The 16409-nt window shown below is 59.4% G+C and carries 16 protein-coding genes; 11 read left to right on the top strand and 5 right to left on the bottom strand.

Annotated features, from left to right (window positions below):
• Positions 1–2: 2 nt before the first annotated feature.
• Positions 3–1100, top strand: a complete 1098-nt coding sequence (locus ACR3E4_RS11770) for a Gfo/Idh/MocA family protein (protein WP_480530527.1) — start codon at positions 3–5, stop codon at positions 1098–1100.
• Between the two features lie 64 nt (positions 1101–1164).
• Here ACR3E4_RS11770 and ACR3E4_RS11765 read toward each other — a convergent pair whose 3' ends face one another.
• On the bottom strand, positions 1165–2799 hold the full coding sequence (locus ACR3E4_RS11765) for an MFS transporter (protein ID WP_480530529.1): 1635 nt from the start codon (positions 2797–2799) through the stop codon (positions 1165–1167).
• 435 nt (positions 2800–3234) lie between these two features.
• Between ACR3E4_RS11765 and ACR3E4_RS11760 the strand changes: the two genes are divergently transcribed.
• A complete protein-coding gene (locus ACR3E4_RS11760; RefSeq protein ID WP_480530531.1) occupies positions 3235–4044 on the top strand; it encodes a division plane positioning ATPase MipZ in 810 nt (269 codons plus the stop codon).
• Between the two features lie 72 nt (positions 4045–4116).
• Complete coding sequence (locus ACR3E4_RS11755) at positions 4117–4962, top strand: hypothetical protein (protein ID WP_480530533.1); 846 nt, start codon at positions 4117–4119, stop codon at positions 4960–4962.
• A 54-nt stretch (positions 4963–5016) separates the two neighbouring features.
• On the opposite strand, the gene ACR3E4_RS11750 is transcribed toward ACR3E4_RS11755, so the two are convergent.
• On the bottom strand, positions 5017–6252 hold the full coding sequence (locus tag ACR3E4_RS11750) for an adenylate/guanylate cyclase domain-containing protein (RefSeq protein WP_480530535.1): 1236 nt from the start codon (positions 6250–6252) through the stop codon (positions 5017–5019).
• A 62-nt stretch (positions 6253–6314) separates the two neighbouring features.
• Positions 6315–6767, bottom strand: coding sequence for a MarR family winged helix-turn-helix transcriptional regulator (locus ACR3E4_RS11745; protein WP_480530537.1), 453 nt, complete (start codon positions 6765–6767; stop codon positions 6315–6317).
• Between the two features lie 58 nt (positions 6768–6825).
• Between ACR3E4_RS11745 and hmgA the strand changes: the two genes are divergently transcribed.
• Together hmgA and fahA are read left to right on the top strand one after the other, a co-directional pair.
• A complete protein-coding gene (hmgA, locus tag ACR3E4_RS11740) occupies positions 6826–8181 on the top strand; it encodes a homogentisate 1,2-dioxygenase (RefSeq protein WP_480530539.1) in 1356 nt (451 codons plus the stop codon).
• A 66-nt stretch (positions 8182–8247) separates the two neighbouring features.
• Positions 8248–9507, top strand: coding sequence for a fumarylacetoacetase (fahA, locus tag ACR3E4_RS11735; protein ID WP_480530541.1), 1260 nt, complete (start codon positions 8248–8250; stop codon positions 9505–9507).
• A 20-nt stretch (positions 9508–9527) separates the two neighbouring features.
• Here fahA and ACR3E4_RS11730 read toward each other — a convergent pair whose 3' ends face one another.
• Positions 9528–10091: a DUF2585 domain-containing protein gene (locus tag ACR3E4_RS11730; protein ID WP_480530543.1), complete on the bottom strand. Its 564-nt coding sequence runs from the start codon at positions 10089–10091 to the stop codon at positions 9528–9530.
• A 52-nt stretch (positions 10092–10143) separates the two neighbouring features.
• Here ACR3E4_RS11730 and ACR3E4_RS11725 point away from each other — a divergent pair, with 52 nt between their 5' ends.
• The 6 genes from ACR3E4_RS11725 (at position 10144) to ACR3E4_RS11700 (ending at position 14656) form a co-directional block, all read left to right on the top strand.
• Positions 10144–11094, top strand: a complete 951-nt coding sequence (locus tag ACR3E4_RS11725; RefSeq protein ID WP_039541551.1) for an MBL fold metallo-hydrolase — start codon at positions 10144–10146, stop codon at positions 11092–11094.
• 133 nt (positions 11095–11227) lie between these two features.
• Positions 11228–12838, top strand: coding sequence for an FAD-dependent oxidoreductase (locus tag ACR3E4_RS11720; protein WP_480530545.1), 1611 nt, complete (start codon positions 11228–11230; stop codon positions 12836–12838).
• A gap of 5 nt (positions 12839–12843) precedes the next feature.
• Positions 12844–13041 (top strand): DUF2783 domain-containing protein, encoded by a 198-nt coding sequence (locus tag ACR3E4_RS11715; protein WP_480530547.1) that lies wholly within the window; start codon positions 12844–12846, stop codon positions 13039–13041.
• Between the two features lie 5 nt (positions 13042–13046).
• Positions 13047–13589: a VOC family protein gene (locus ACR3E4_RS11710; protein ID WP_480530549.1), complete on the top strand. Its 543-nt coding sequence runs from the start codon at positions 13047–13049 to the stop codon at positions 13587–13589.
• 7 nt (positions 13590–13596) lie between these two features.
• Positions 13597–14235: a maleylacetoacetate isomerase gene (gene maiA, locus ACR3E4_RS11705; RefSeq protein ID WP_480530551.1), complete on the top strand. Its 639-nt coding sequence runs from the start codon at positions 13597–13599 to the stop codon at positions 14233–14235.
• 88 nt (positions 14236–14323) lie between these two features.
• Positions 14324–14656, top strand: coding sequence for a DOPA 4,5-dioxygenase family protein (locus ACR3E4_RS11700; protein WP_480530553.1), 333 nt, complete (start codon positions 14324–14326; stop codon positions 14654–14656).
• Here the strand turns inward: ACR3E4_RS11700 and ACR3E4_RS11695 are convergent.
• Entirely contained in the window at positions 14653–16281 is a 1629-nt protein-coding gene (locus ACR3E4_RS11695) for an acyl-CoA synthetase (protein ID WP_480530555.1), read from the bottom strand. The two genes, ACR3E4_RS11700 and ACR3E4_RS11695, sit on opposite strands and share 4 nt — an antisense overlap.
• Positions 16282–16409: the final 128 nt, after the last annotated feature.

The following is a 16409-nucleotide window of genomic DNA, read 5'->3' as shown; positions in this document are numbered from 1 at the left end:
GCATGACCCGGACCATCCATTACGGGCTGATCGGATGCGGCATGATGGGGCAGGAACATCTGCACAATATCGCTCTGCTTGAGGGCACGCAGGTCGCCGCCATCTTTGAACCTGATCCGGAGATGGCGCAAAAGGCGCAGACCATCGCACCGGATGCGCGGATGGTCGCGTCGCTGCAGGAGCTTCTGGCGGTTGCTGATTTGGATTGTCTGGTCATTGCCAGCCCCAATCATCTGCACGTGGACCAGTTGTTTGAAATTGCTACGACCCGCCCCCTGCCTTTGTTGGTCGAGAAGCCGCTGTTTACAGATCCTGCCGATCTTGATCGGCTTGAAGCGTTGGAGCGCGACTACCCGCACCCGATCTGGGTGGCGATGGAATATCGCTATATGCCTCCGATCGCTGCCCTGATCGACGAGGCGCAGGTGACAGGTGGTATCAAGATGCTATCGATCCGCGAACACCGGTTTCCGTTCCTTGAGAAAGTCGGCGACTGGAATCGATTCAACCGCAACACCGGTGGCACCTTTGTCGAGAAATGCTGCCATTTCTTCGACCTCATGCGCCTGATCCTGCAATCTGATCCAGTACGCGTTTCAGCAAGTGGCGGCCAGTCGGTGAACCACTTGGACGAGACCTATGCGGGAGAAACCCCGGATATTCTGGACAATGGCTATGTCATCGTCGACTTCGCCTCGGGCGCGCGGGCAATGCTGGAACTGTGTATGTTCGCAGAAGGATCGCGCTATCAGGAAGAGATTTGTGCCATTGGCCCCGCCGCCAAGGTCGAGGCCCTGATCCCCGGGCCCGGCCGTTTCTGGCCCGAACATCTGGGCGAGGCTCCGGTACCGCAACTGATCGTCAGTCCGCGCGATCCCAAAGGCCCGATTGCCCGCGACATCCCGGTGGACCCCAAGCTGCTCGCTGCCGGGGATCACAACGGATCAACCTACTATCAGCACCGGGGCTTTCTGGAGCTGGTGCGCGCAGAGCGCGCGACCCCGGATGTTTCTCTGCGCGATGGGCTCTGGGCGGTGCGCGTTGGGCTTGCTGCGCAGCAATCGGCAGAACATGGAGAGACAGTGACGCTTTCGCGGTAACAGTCACTCAGCACGGGGCGGGATTTCTCAACGGTGATTAAGTTCTTGCCAAGCCGGCACCGGCTCAGTCCTTTGTCAGTTCCACGGCGCTGTGAACGGGTGGAACCGGGCCTTTCAGCAGCATCAGCGCAAGCACCATCGCGGCCGCCGCGGCAATGGCTGCCACAAGCATTGCGCTGTCAAACGCATTGTCCTGAAGGTCGCGCAGCGCCTTGGCCAGTTGCGCACCGGTATCAGGGTCCAGACCGGCAATCAGTTCCTGTACCTGACTGGGTGTGCCGTGTGTCAGTGCATGGGCAAGATCGGTGCGCTGGGTCGATCCTGCGGGCAGGGCATTGATGACCTCTGAAAGCCCGCGCCGCGTGGTGATGGATTCGGCAAGCCCGCCGACCACCGCTCCCAGAGTGGCGCCGAAATACAGGAACGCGTTGATCACGCCCGATCCCTGACCCACATGTTCCTCGGGCAGCAGGCGCAGGCCGAGGCGGGGCAACAGGGAAAAGCCGATGCCAAGCCCCACTCCCACAATGACCAGTTTCCACCATATCCCGGAATAGCTGGTGGTGTTTGTTGTCGTCATCAGCAGCAGAAAACCACAGGCCATGAATCCCATGCCCAGCGCGACCGGCCACTGAAAGCTGTAGGGTGCAAGGAAACGCGGCGCGGTGACGGACACGATGAACATGCTGGCGCTCAGCGGCAGGATCGCGCTGCCTGCATCAATGGCAGAGTATCCGAAGGCGTCGGGCGATTGCACGAAGACATTGAAATAGACAAAGAAGGCAAAAAGGGTGAAACCGGTAAAGAACATTCCCGCCGCTGCCATGAAATAGCGGGGGTGGCGGAAGTATCGCAGCTCGACCAGTGGATCCCTGCTGCGCCGGGAGGTCACGATAAGCGCCCCCACCGCGCAGGCCGAAACAGCCAGAGGAACCAATGTAAGGGCCGTGCTCCACCCCCGGCTTTCCCCATTGCTGAGCGCAAAGGACAGTGGACCCAGAAGCAGGATCATGGCGATGGCCCCGGCATAATCGAACCTTGCATCCGGCTGACGCATGTCCGGAACATATTTGTGTTTGCTGACCCGCAGACCGATTACAAAGGCGATGGAAAGCAAGACCAGATCGGTGGCGAATACCGCCCTCCAGCTGATGTAATGTGCGAAAGCACCGCCGACGATGGGACCGACGCCAATGGCGAGGCCGACAATCGCGCCCCAGGCACCGGTGACGCTTGCGCGTTGGTCCTCGGGTGTGGCGGCGGTCAGGATGGACAGTGAGGTGCCGAACAGCGCGGCGGCCCCTGCCCCCTGTGCGCCGCGTCCGATCAGGATCATCGTCGCATCCCGCGAAACCAGCGCCAGAGACGACCCGGCGGCGAAAACGATCATCCCAAAGAAGAAAACGCCCATCTTGCCGGTGATATCGCCCAGCCTGCTAACAATGGTCACAAGCGTCGCACTGGCCACCGTATAGGCTGCCATCACCCATTGCAGGCCGGACGGGGTCAGATCGAACTCGGCCTTGAGATTGGGAAGAATGGTGGCAACGGCGGTGGTGTTGAACCCGACAACCATCATGCAGATGGCTGTCATCAGCAGCACCAAGCGCGCGCCGCCCGTGTCAGACCCGCCATCGGGTTGAATGTTCGGTATGGCCTCGCCCTCCCGGACAATGGCGCGTACCGCAAAGGTCCGCAACCAGATTAATGCTTGGGCATTAAAGCATTTTTCTGCCTTCAGGCATAGGGTGTCAAATCCGGCAGGACACCGCCAGCAGGAGGATCGGCAGGCCGATATTGGTCACACAGCCGTTCATCAATGGCTTCCGAACCGGCAATCGCAACAGCCTGAGGCCACGCCCCCGGGATCCCCAAGCCGCACAATCGCCCGCGTCGCCGTCCAGCTCATTTCCAGAAATGCCCTGAACCAAAGCTCAATGGTCGACAAATGCAAGATGAACAGGGTCGGATAGCCAAGCAGTCGCGCTAAGCCCCGCCCCCGGCAGGGTTTTCCAATTTTGAGTCCGATATTGCGTTTATCAGGGGTCCGGGGTCCTTCCCTTCGCCGCACACACAACATATAGTGGCTGACAACAACGTGTGGGCAAACACGGCGGGACTTGGGAATACAGGCATGGCACATATCATCGTAGTCGGGAATGAAAAGGGCGGCGCAGGCAAATCGACCGTGTCGATGCATGTAGCGACCGCTTTGGCGCGTCTGGGACACAAAGTCAGCACTCTGGATCTGGACCTGCGTCAGCGCAGCCTTGGCCGCTATTTCGAAAACCGCCTGAACTTTCTGAACGGCGCAGAGCATTCCCTGCCCAGCCCGCGCCACCATGACCTGCCCGAGATCGACGCCAGTACGCTGAAACCCGGCGAGAACATCTATGACCACCGCCTGTCGGCTGCGGTGTCCGAGTTGGAAAGCGACAGTGATTTCATCCTGATCGACTGCCCCGGCTCGCATACCCGGCTCAGCCAGGTGGCGCACTCTCTGGCCGATACGCTGATCACGCCACTGAACGACAGTTTCATCGATTTTGATCTGCTCGCACGTATCGATTCCAAGGGCGAAAAAATTCTGGGACCGTCGGTCTATTCCGAGATGGTCTGGAACGCGCGCCAGTTGCGGGCACAAGCGGGGCTGAAACCGATCGATTGGGTGGTGGTGCGCAACCGGGTCGGCACCCAGCGCATGGTCAACAAGGAAAAGATGCAGCGCGCCATCGAGATGCTGTCGCAGCGCATCGGCTTCCGCGTCGCCTCGGGCTTTTCCGAACGGGTGATCTTTCGTGAACTGTTCCCGCGCGGGCTGACCTTGCTGGATCTCAAGGATATCGGGGTCAAACAGCTGAATATCTCGAACATCGCCGCACGGCAGGAATTGCGAGATATGATGAAAGAGCTGAACTTGCCGGGGGTCGAAATCGACTTCTAAGACCTGACACCCCCTCCCTGCCACAAACAAAAAACAGGCACGATGATGAAACGGTCGCTTGCGATCCTGACAATGATCAAGGGCGATTATCATTGGGCAAAACTGTGGCTCAGCCACTACAGCAGACAGGTTGCGAAAAAGAGCGATCTGTTTGTGATTATTGATGGCGTTGACAGCGAGTTGGTCGCTCTCTTCGAGGGGTGCAGCGTGACTGAAACAGCTGAGGTTCATCATGATCACCGTTTCGAGTCATCGCGGCTGCTACTGAAACATGGATTGGTCCGCAAGCTGCTGGCCGACTATCAGGCCGTGCTGATGACCGATGTTGATGAATTTGTTTGCGTCGATCCAGCCCTCAACACCACTCTGAGTGGTTATCTGCCTGCGTGTCACGCAGGCGAAAAAGTGCGGTCCACCTTTGGCGTCGAAGTTTTTCACTGGACTGATCATGGAAAGCTAGATCTGGACCAGCCAATTCTGTCACAGCGGAAATTCGGATATGTTGCGCCCGGTTATTGTAAACCGAACACCTTCTACAAGGATTTTGGGCGCGCCAATCATCACCGGGTTCATGGCGAACCCTGGGTGATAGATCCCAATCTCTGGCTGTTTCACATGCGCTATGCAGACAGGGACCTGACCCGACAATACGGCTACCTGCGTCAGCTTGAGTATCAAGCCCAGTCCAAAGCTACCGGAACCGGCGGCGCGGGATCGTGGGCCCGCCCTTTCGCCACCTACCGCGCCGAACGACAGCGGTTAACCGCAGGGCCACCGCCCGTCGAGCTGACACCGGATATTCAGGCCGAACGGATCGAGCTGATGCTTGAGTATTACGTCCAACATAATCGGGCCGGGGCAAAACAACGAAAGTCCCCATTGTATCTGATCCCCGAACGTTTTGCATCCTGCATCTGAGCACCGGCCAAAATTGGCCAAGCCCGACCAGATCAGGAATGCGCCCGCCAAACGCTATTTGGCCGAGCGAAAAACCGTAAACAACTCTTTCGGCTCGGGCACACCCCGCAGCATGTAACGTCCGACCGAGATCAGATCAGCATCGCAAGGGTGCGCAGCACGCGCGACGTCGTCCGAGATCAAAATGCGCTGACCCAACGACCGGTGCATTCCGGCAATCCGTGCCGTCTGGTTTACCGCCGGGCCGATGACAGTGAAATCCAACCGGGCGTCCGAGCCGATATTGCCATAGAGAATCTCGCCCGAATGCAAGGCCAGCGTGTAGTTCGACACGGGTTGACCGCTGGATTCGCGCTGTTCGTTCAACGTGGCCATCCGATCCTGCAACAGGGTCACGGCGCCCAGCGCGGCGCGGGCGTCGGCGTCAATCTCGCCCACATCGAACATCGCCATGACACCATCACCCATGAATTTCAGGATGTTGCCGTCGCATTGATGAACCACATCCACCACCACGGCGAGGTAGTCATTCAGCATGTCGATCACTTCGGTACCCGGCAGCTCTTCGGACAGGCTGGTGAAGCCTTCGAGGTCAAAATTCCAGATCACCGCATCGATCTGCTGCAGCGATCCGCGGCGGATTTCACCCGACAAGACGCGCTGCCCGGCATCCCGGCCCAGATAGACGCGCATCAGATCCTGTGACACCCGCGCATTCGATGCTGATTTCAACGCCAGCCCCAGATGCGGCAGTGCCGTATTGATAAGGTCCAGATCATCGTCGCAGAACCCCTCGGGGCCATTGCTGGCCCAGGACATGAGCACCCCGTCGATGGCCTTTTTGGCATCCCGCGGGCTGCTATGGGAGGGTACATCAAAACTGACGCCACTTGCGTAGTAATCCGTGGCCCCAAGCTCGCGCAGCTCATTCAGCAAAGGAAAGCGGCTGGGCTCATTCTGGTCCACCAAACGCTCGCGGAGGGCGTCGACCTCATCATTCAGGATCACGAAAAGCGGGCTGCGCTTCCAGATCTCGCTGGGCTCTTCACTGTACTCAAAGGTCTGGAAATCTCCGCCACGCCCCTGATACCAGCTATAGCCGGTGCCGCCATAGACCGGATGCAGCGCCGGTTGGGCCGCGTGAAAGCGCATCAGTGGAACGCCAAGATCAACCAGTTGATTGCAATAGCCGTCCAGCAACTCTTCTTTGTCCGCCCCTTCAAGGCCGCGTGTCACAAGCCAGTCGATCAGAGCATGGGATTTCGCCGCGTTGGGGTCCGTGGCTGTCATTTCACCTTCCTGTGTCCGTTCAGCTGTTGATCTGGGCGCGGCTGCATCAAATTACCAGTGCGTCAATCCATCCCGGCCAGACGGCGCAGCATCATCCGCAAGAGCGCCGCCTCGCCCGTCGTAAAGCGCGCCGCCAGTTTCGCGTCATAGTCGCGCGCAATCTCGCGCAGTTCACGATACACCGCCTGACCTGAATGTGTCAGCGATAGCTGCTCGGACCGGCGGTCCGTCTCATCCCGCAAGCGTTGCAGATAACGCCGCTGTTCCAGCCTGCGCACCGCCCGGCTGATCTTGGTTTTATGGATTTTGGCGCGCAGCCCGATCTCTTTGGCGGTCATTTCACCATAATTGCCAAGGTGAAACAGCACCCGCCATTCGGTGCGCAACATTCCATAGCGATTCTTGTAGACGCGCTGAAACTCCAACGAGCTTTCCTCGGCCGCTTGATTCAACAGAAACGGCAGGAAATTTCGCAAATCAAACTCATCTTTTTCGGCATTATTCTGCTGTGTCATCCTTGTTAGTTACAAAATCAACTATTATCCGACAAGCAGCAACTTGAAGGAGCGTCTGATGAATCGCCCCACCGACCCGCATGAAATGACCCAGGCCAGCACCCCTGTTGGCACCCATCCCGGCTATATGCCCGGCTTTGGAAACGATTTTGAAACCGAGGCCCTGCCTGGCGCACTGCCGCAAGGGATGAACAGCCCGCAAAAATGCAACTATGGCCTTTACGGCGAACAGCTGAGCGGCACCGCCTTCACCGCTAACCCGCCCGAACGCACATGGTGCTATCGCATCCGCCCTTCGGTGAAACATTCGCATCGCTATGAGAAAATCGACCTGCCCTACTGGAAATCGGCCCCATGTGTCGATCCGGACGTGATTTCGCTGGGCCAGTACCGTTGGGATCCGGTGCCGCATTCAGATGAAGGCCTGACCTGGCTGACCGGAATGCGCACCATGACCACGGCCGGAGACGTCAACACTCAGGTCGGCATGGCCAGCCATATCTATCTGGTCACTGAATCGATGGTGGATGATTATTTCTTCTCAGCCGATTCCGAACTGCTGGTGGTGCCGCAGGAAGGCCGCCTGCGCTTTGCCACCGAAATGGGCATCATTGATCTGGAACCCAAGGAAATCGCCATCATCCCGCGCGGGCTGCTTTATAGGGTTGAGGTATTGGAAGGCCCCGCGCGCGGTTTCGTCTGCGAAAACTACGGGCAGAAATTCGAACTGCCCGGGCGCGGGCCGATCGGTGCCAATTGCATGGCCAACCCGCGTGACTTCAAGGCTCCGGTAGCAGCCTTTGAAGACCGCGAGGTGCCTTCGACGGTAACGATAAAATGGTGCGGCCAGTTCCATACGACGAAGATTGGCCACAGCCCGCTGGATGTGGTCGCCTGGCATGGCAACTACACGCCTTACAAATACGACCTGCGCACATACTGCCCGGTCGGCGCGATCCTGTTCGACCATCCCGACCCGTCGATCTTTACCGTCCTGACTGCGCCTTCGGGCCAGCCGGGTACGGCGAATATCGACTTTGTTCTGTTCCGCGAGCGCTGGATGGTGATGGAGGACACGTTCCGCCCGCCCTGGTACCACAAGAACATCATGTCCGAGCTGATGGGCAACATTTACGGTCAGTATGACGCCAAACCGCAGGGCTTTGTCCCCGGCGGTATGAGCCTGCACAACATGATGATCCCGCACGGGCCGGACAAGGAAGCCTTTGAGAAAGCGTCGAACTCGAACCTCGGCCCGGACAAGTTGGAGAACACGATGTCCTTCATGTTCGAAACCCGTTTCCCGCAGCACCTGACGGCATTTGCAGCCACCGAAGCGCCGTTGCAGGATGACTATATCGATTGCTGGAGCGATATCGAAAAGAAGTTCGACGGAACCCCCGGCAAAAAATGAACATCGCCTGAAGTCATAGATTTTTCGACGAGAAATCTTGGCCCCTGACAAAGGTCTGGAGAAAAAATGCCTTTGATGAAATCCTGGGTCGCATCGGCCAATTCCGCCGACCACCCGTTTCCGCTGAACAACCTGCCCTATGGCGTGTTCTCGACCGAAACCACCGAGCCCCGCTGCGGCGTGGCCATCGGCGACATGATATTCGACATCACTGCCGCCGAGGCCGACGGGCTAATCGCATTGTCGGACGAACCGCTTTTTGACCTGCCCTTCTGGAACCCGCTGATGGAGGAAGGCCCCGCCGTCTGGGCCGCCCTGCGCGAACGCCTGACCGCGCTGCTGGCCGAGGGCTCGGACGCGCAGCACAAGATCGAGGCGCTGCTGATCCCTCAGAACACGGCGCAGATGCACATGCCCTTTGCCGTCAGCGAATACACCGATTTCTACGCAGGCCGGAACCATGCCTTCAATGTCGGCACCATGTTCCGCGGGCCTGAGAATGCGCTGCCGCCGAACTGGCTGCATATTCCTATCGGATACAACGGGCGTGCGTCGTCCGTAGTCGTCTCGGGCACCGACATTCGTCGCCCCTGGGGTCAGCTCAAATCCCCCGATCAGGACCTGCCTGCTTTCCTGCCCTCCCGCCGCTTTGATATCGAGCTTGAGATGGGCGCCATCGTTGGCACACCGTCTGATGGCCCGATTTCAGTGCAGGAGGCGGATGATAACATCTTTGGCTATGTCCTGCTGAACGACTGGTCTGCGCGCGATATTCAGGCATGGGAATACCAGCCGCTGGGCCCGTTTCAGGCCAAAGCCACCGCAACTTCGGTCAGTCCGTGGATCGTCACCAAAACCGCGCTGGAACCCTTCCGTTGCGACACGCCAGCGCGCGAGTTTGAACTGCTGGAGCACCTGAAAGACTGCGGCCCGATGCTCTATGACATTGACCTGTCCGTCACCATGGCTCCCGAAGGCAAGGCGGCCACGACCATTGCGCGAACCAACTACAACCAGATGTATTATTCGGCGGCGCAGCAGCTGGCGCATCACACGACTTCGGGCTGCCCAATGAATACCGGCGATCTGCTGGGATCCGGCACCATCTCGGGGCCAACCAAACCCGAACGCGGCTCGCTGCTGGAACTGAGCTGGGGCGGGAAGGAACCTATGACGCTGGACACCGGCGAAACGCGCAGCTTCATCGAGGATGGCGACACCCTGACCCTGACCGGCGCGGCCCAGGGTGACGGCTACAAGATCGGGTTCGGCGATTGTACCGGTACGCTTCTACCGGCACTCGAAGACCCGTTTGCGAGGGGCTGATGCAGCTGCAGCCCATATCCTCAGAGCGCGCTCTGCCAGTCCTTTACGGCTTCGATTGGGTAGAGAAGCATCAGCACGTTCAGCGTAAGCCCGTCACGGATCAGCGTGGTGGTCAGAACCTCGAACGCCAATGCGATGGCAACCGTCGCCCAGATCGGCAGGCCGCGGGCCAACCAGAACCCCAGCATCATCGCGCCAATATCGGCAATCGAGTTGACGACACTGTCGCCGTAATAATCCAGCGAGATCGTCACGGCGCGATAATGCTCGATCACGGCATCGGTGTTCTCGGAAATCTCCCACGCGACTTCGATCAGGGTGGCGATGAACAACCGCCAGCCTACAGCAAGGCGCCGCGCCACCAGCCACAGAAGGCCGTAAAACAGGAAGCCATGAATGATATGGCTGGGGGTGTACCAGTCCGTCAGATGCTGAGAGCTTTCGGAACTGAAGGTTTCACCATGCCACAGTTTGATGAAACCACATTTGCAAATCGGCTCGCGCCCCATCCACAGCAGGATGATGGTACAGGCTATGACAACACAAGCGGTTGCCCAGTAAGGCAAAAATCGACGTTCAAACATGAGGCGACAAGACCATCAAGGCGGGTCTCTGTCCAGAAGGGAAATAACTGATATGGCCAAGGCATTCGCGTCCCAGGGGGACATGTCGGAAAAGAAAATCTCGTTCACCGAGGTGGGCGAAGGGCTTTACGCATTCACCGCCGAGGGCGACCCGAACTCGGGCGTGATCATCGGCGATGACAGTGTGATGATTGTCGAGGCGCAGGCCACCCCGCGTCTGGCCAACAAGGTGATCGAATGCGTGCGCTCAGTGACCGATAAACCGATCACTCATGTGGCGCTGACCCATTACCACGCGGTACGCGTTTTGGGCGCCAGCGCTTTTGGCGCGCAACAGATCCTGATGTCCGACATGGCCCGTGCCATGGTGGTCGAGCGTGGTCAGGAAGACTGGGACAGCGAATTCCAACGCTTCCCGCGCCTGTTCGAAGGGCATGAGAGCATCCCCGGCTTGACCTGGCCCACCACCACCTTCAGCGATACCATGACTGTTTATCTGGGCAACCGCCGGATTGACCTGATGCATCTGGGTCGCGCACACACGGCCGGCGATATTGTCATCCATGTACCCGATCAGAACGTCATGTTCACCGGCGATATCGTCGAATACCACTCGGCCTGCTATTGCGGCGACGGGCATTTCAGCGACTGGGGCGACACGCTGGACGAAATCAAGTGGTTCGACGTCGACGCCATCGCGCCGGGGCGTGGGGACGCTCTGGTCGGCAAAGACATGGTCAACGCGGCCATCGAAAACACCCGCGATTTCGTCGAAAGCACCTATCGCCCGGCGGCCAAAGTGGCCGCTCGGGGTGGCAGCCTGAAAGAAGCATGGGACGCCGTGCGCGCAGAATGTGATCCGAAATTCGCCGACTACGCGATCTACGAACACTGCCTGCCGTTCAACGTCGCCCGCGCCTATGACGAGGCGCGCGGCATCGACACGCCCCGTATCTGGACCGCCCAGCGCGATCTGGAGATGTGGGAGGCCCTGCAGGGCTGAGAATTCCGGGCCGGATTTGATCCAGATCGTGGCGGCCCGGATTTGACGGTGAAACCATAAGACAGCTCCTCCGGCGTGCCGCGCCGGAGAACGGATGAGGTGCGCCCGCCGCGCCAGAACTGGGAGAGAGACCGTGAACAAGATTTTCGAAGTTCCACTTTACGCCTACGAGGCCAGCCCGGATCAATCCGCGCCGGCGCCGGTGCGCCATAAGGTCATCGTTGTCGGTGCCGGCCCCGTGGGGCTGGCCGCCGCCATCGATCTGGCCCAGCAAGGGGTCGAGGTGCTGGTGCTGGACGACAATGACAAGGTCAGCTTCGGCAGCCGCGCCATCTGTTTTGCCAAACGTCCGCTGGAAATCCTTGATCGGCTGGGCTGCGGACAGGCAATGGTGGACAAGGGTGTCCTTTGGAACACGGGCAAGGTGTTCTTCGACGAGCGCAAGGTTTACGAATTCAACCTGCAACCCGACAGCGGCGATCAGCGCCCCGCCTTCATCAACCTGCAGCAATACTATTTCGAACAGTTTCTGGTCGACCGCGTGCGCGAGTTGCAGGAACAGGGCGCGCCCATCGAAATCCGCGGCCGCAACAAGGTCGAGGCCGTGGGCACCCACCCCGATCACGTCAAGCTTGAGGTGGAAACGCCAGAGGGTTCTTACACGATCGAGGCCGATTGGGTGATCGCCTGCGACGGTGCAGGCTCACCCATGCGGGCGATGCTGGGCAAGGATTTCGTGGGCCGCGTGTTCGAAGACAACTTCCTGATCGCCGATGTGGTGATGGAGGCCGACTTCCCTTCGGAACGCTGGTTCTGGTTTGATCCTCCCTTCAACAAGGGACAATCGGCGCTGCTGCATAAGCAGCCTGACGGGGTCTGGCGCATCGATCTGCAACTGGGTTGGGACATCGACAAGGAACGCGAGAAACGTCCCGAAAACGTCATCCCGCGCCTCAAGGCGATGCTGGGCGAAGACGTTCAGTTCGAGCTGGAATGGGTCAGCATCTACACCTTCCAATGCCGCCGGATGGAGCAGTTCCGCCATGGCCGGGTGCTCTTTGCCGGTGACAGCGCCCATCAGGTCAGCCCGTTCGGCGCGCGTGGTGCGAATTCGGGCGTGCAGGACACCGACAACCTGTGCTGGAAGCTGAAACTGGTGATTGACGGCAAAGCGCCTGAATCGCTGCTCGACAGCTATAATTCCGAACGTATCCACGGCGCGGACGAGAACATTCTGAACTCGACCCGGTCGACAGATTTCATCACACCAAAATCAGCCATGTCGCGCGTTTTCCGCGACGCGGTGCTGGACCTTAGTGAGCATTACGATTTCGCCCGCCCACTGGTGAATTCCGGGCGGCTGAGCGTGCCTTGCGTCTACGACGGCTCGCCCCTGAACTCTGCCGATGCGTTGAACGGGCCGGCGCAGAGCCGACCCGGCGCGCCCTGCCCTGATGCGCCTTTGGGCGACGCGTTCCTGCTGCCCCGGCTGGCCGGTCAGTTCACGCTGCTGACCATCGATGCCGATGCGCCCGATGAGATTGAGGTCGACGGCATCACCGTCAAGCGTCTGGCCCTGTCGGTCAAGGACGACCCCACCCTGACGCTGAAACGCCGTTATCTGGGCGATGCTTCGGGCGCGGTCTATCTGATCCGGCCCGATCAGCATGTCGCCGCACGGCGCGATACCTACGAAGAAAACGCCTTCCGGCACGCGGTCCGCCGCGCCACAGGCAAGGAGTAAGCGATATGACCGATCTGATCCTCTCACCTAATCTGACCCATGCCGACGATTTCTATGCCGACCTTCTGGCGGCACATGAAGGGTTGGAAAAACCCGACAGCGACGCGTTGAACGCACGGCTGGTGCTGGTGCTGGCCAACCATATTGGTGACAACGCGGTGCTGAAACAGGCGCTGGACGCTGCTGCGCTGAAACAGGAGTGAACCCAATGAAAATCGAACAGATTCACCACGTCGCCTATCGCTGCAAGGATGCGAAAGAGACCGTTGAATGGTACGGCAAGATGCTGAACATGGATTTCATTCTGGCGATTGCCGAAGACCATGTGCCCTCGACCCATGAACCCGATCCTTACATGCACCTGTTTCTGGATGCCGGGAACGGCAATGTTCTGGCGTTTTTCGAATTGCCGACCAAGCCCGAAATGGGTCGCGATCCGAACACCCCCAAATGGGTGCAGCATATCGCTTTCAAGGTAAAGGACCGGGACGAACTGATTGCGTTCAAGGACCATCTTGAGGCCAACGGGGTCGAGGTTCTGGGCGTGACCGATCATTCGATCTTTCACTCGATCTATTTCTTCGACCCCAATGGTCACCGTGTCGAACTGGCTTGCCCCGACCCCGAGGAAGAGGCCATGCTGTCCCGGCTGGATGCGGTGAAATGGGACATGCTGGAAGAATGGTCGCGCACCAAGAAAGCCCCCCAACATGCCGACTGGCTGCATGCGAAAGAATTGAGCAAAGGCTGATACCTGCATGTCCGAAGTGGTTCTGTATGATTACTGGCGCTCGTCGGCCAGCTATCGGCTGCGGATCGCGCTGAACCTGGCGGGGATCACCTATCGCCCGGTGGTGATCGATCTGGTTGGGGGTGCGCATCGTGCGCCAGAGCATCTGGCGCGCAACCCGCAGGGTCTGGTGCCGGTGCTCGACATCGACGGGCTGCGGTTGACGCAATCACTGGCGATTCTCGATTATCTGGACGAGACCCGCCAGATGGGTCTGCTGCCAGCTGATCTTGCCCGCCGGGCGGCGGCGCGGGCGCTGGCACATAGCATCGCTGTGGATATCCACCCGGTTTGCAATCTATCGGTGGCGCGCCACGCCACACAGCTCTGCGCAGGAGCGGGCGACATGCCCGGCGATTGGATGCGCCATTTCATTCGACCCGGGCTGCTTGCGTTTGAAAGGTTGCTGGACGGTTTCGAACAAAGCCCGTTCTGTACCGGCGACACCCCCGGTTTGGCCGATATCTGCCTGATCCCGCAGCTTTACAATGCCCGCCGCTGGGAGGTCGATCTGTCAGACATGCCGCGTCTGCTGGCGGTCGAGGCCGTCTGCGCCGAGCATCCGGCCTTTGCCGCCGCCCATCCCGACAGGCATGCACCGATCTGACCTGACGCACAGGGTGTGTGTGTCGGCGCGGGTGCCAAAACCCTCGGGCGGCGCTTAGGTTGCGAGGTATCGACATACGGAGACACCCATGCCCGAGATCACCGGCTATCACGCCCATGTCTATTTCAACGCAGACACGCAAGACACCGCCCAACAGGTCTGCGAAGAGGCCGCGCGGCTGTTTCCTGCCGTGCAGATGGGCCGCATGCACGCCCGCAATGTCGGCCCCCACCCGCGCTGGAGTTGCCAGCTTGGCTTTCCCGCCGAAGCCTTCGATCAGGTCTTTCCCTGGCTGATCCTGAACCGTCAAGGGCTGACCATTTTCACCCACCCGGAAACCGGAGACCATCTGACCGATCACCGGGATCGCGCGGTATGGATGGGCGAGATGCTGGAGCTGGACCTGTCGATATTCGACTAACCCAGATCACGCGCCCGATCGCGCAGGATGAACTTCTGAATCTTCCCCGTCGAGGTTTTGGGAAGCGCTCCGAAGACGACCGTCTTGGGCGCTTTGAAATGGGCCATATTATCGCGGCAAAAGGCGATCACCTCGGCCTCGGTCGCTTGTGCCTGAGGTTTCAGCTCGACAAAGGCACAAGGGGTTTCGCCCCATTTGTCATCCGGGCGCGCAACCACCGCAGCCTCCATCACAGCCGGGTGTTTGTACAGGACATCCTCGACCTCGACCGATGAGATATTCTCGCCCCCCGAAATGATGATGTCCTTGGATCGATCCTTCAGTGCAATATAGCCGTCCGGATGCATCACCCCCAGATCGCCCGAGGCAAACCAGCCGCCCTTGAACGCTTTGTCGGTGGCCTCGGCGTTCTTCAGATAGCCCTTCATGACGATATTGCCTTGCATGAAGATCTCGCCCATGGTTTCGCCGTCCGAGGGCACGGGCTCCAGCGTCTCGGGATCGGCGACCATCAGCCCGGACAGAGCCACGTATTTCACCCCTTGCCGCACTTTCAGCGCGGCCCGGTCTTCGGCCCCCTTGTCGTTCCATTCATCCTTCCATGCGCAGACGACAGACGGGCCATAGGTCTCGGTCAGGCCGTAGACATGGGTCACCTCGACGCCCATCCCCTCCATCGCTTCGATCACTTTGGCAGGCGGCGGGGCACCTGCGGTCATCACCTTGATCTGCTGGTCGAAGTCCTTGAGATGATCTGGTGCGTTGGCCAGCATGTTCAGTACAATCGGCGCGCCACAGAAATGGGTCACGCCCTCTTCGCGGAAGGCGCGATAGATCGGCTCGTCACGGACTGCGCGCAGACAAACCGAAGTGCCCGCATTGGCTGCCATCGTCCATGGGAAACACCAGCCATTGCAGTGAAACATCGGCAGGGTCCACAGATAGACCGAATGCTGCGGCATCCCCCATGTCAGAATGTTCGAGGTCGCGTTCAGCGCCGCACCGCGATGGTGATAGACCACGCCCTTGGGGTTGCCCGTGGTGCCCGAAGTATAGTTCAGCGTGATCGCATCCCATTCATCGGCGGGCAGAGACCAGTCGAAGTCCGGATCACCCTCGGCCAGCAGACCCTCGTAGGTCAGATCACCCAACCGTTCGCCGCCCTCAAAACTGGCATCTTCGATATCGACCACCAGAATGTCGTGATCCACCTGCTCCAGCGCCTGTTTCACGACGCCCGAGAATTCGGGATCAACCAGCAGGACCTTGGCTTCGGCATGGTTCAGAATGAAGGCGATGATCGGCGCATCCAGCCGCGTGTTGATCGCGTTCAGCACCGCGCCTGCCATGGGCGCACCGAAATGCGCCTCGTAGTGTTCGGGGATGTTGGCCGCAATGATCGAGACCGTATCACCCGCCCCTACCCCACGCGCGGCCAGCGCGCTGGCCAGACGTCGACACCGTGCATAGGTTTCGGCCCAGGTGAACCGGCGCGCGCCATACACAACGGACGGATAATCCGGATAGACCTTCGCCGTCCGCTCAAGATAGCTGAGCGGGGACAAGGGCGTGAAATTCGCAGGGGTTTTGTCCAGATGCTGCTGGTAGATTGTTTCGGCTGTCATCCGGCGATCCTCCCAAACTCGACAGATTGGCGTATTGAGCACGGAACTTACGCCGATACAAACCCGTATTAATACGCGAATCTGGTACACTGGAGATATCCGATGGGCTAATCTGGCCCTACTTCGCG

It is taken from the genome of Ruegeria sp. AP11, assembly GCF_056535865.1.
This window is presented reverse-complemented; position numbering and strand designations above follow the sequence as displayed.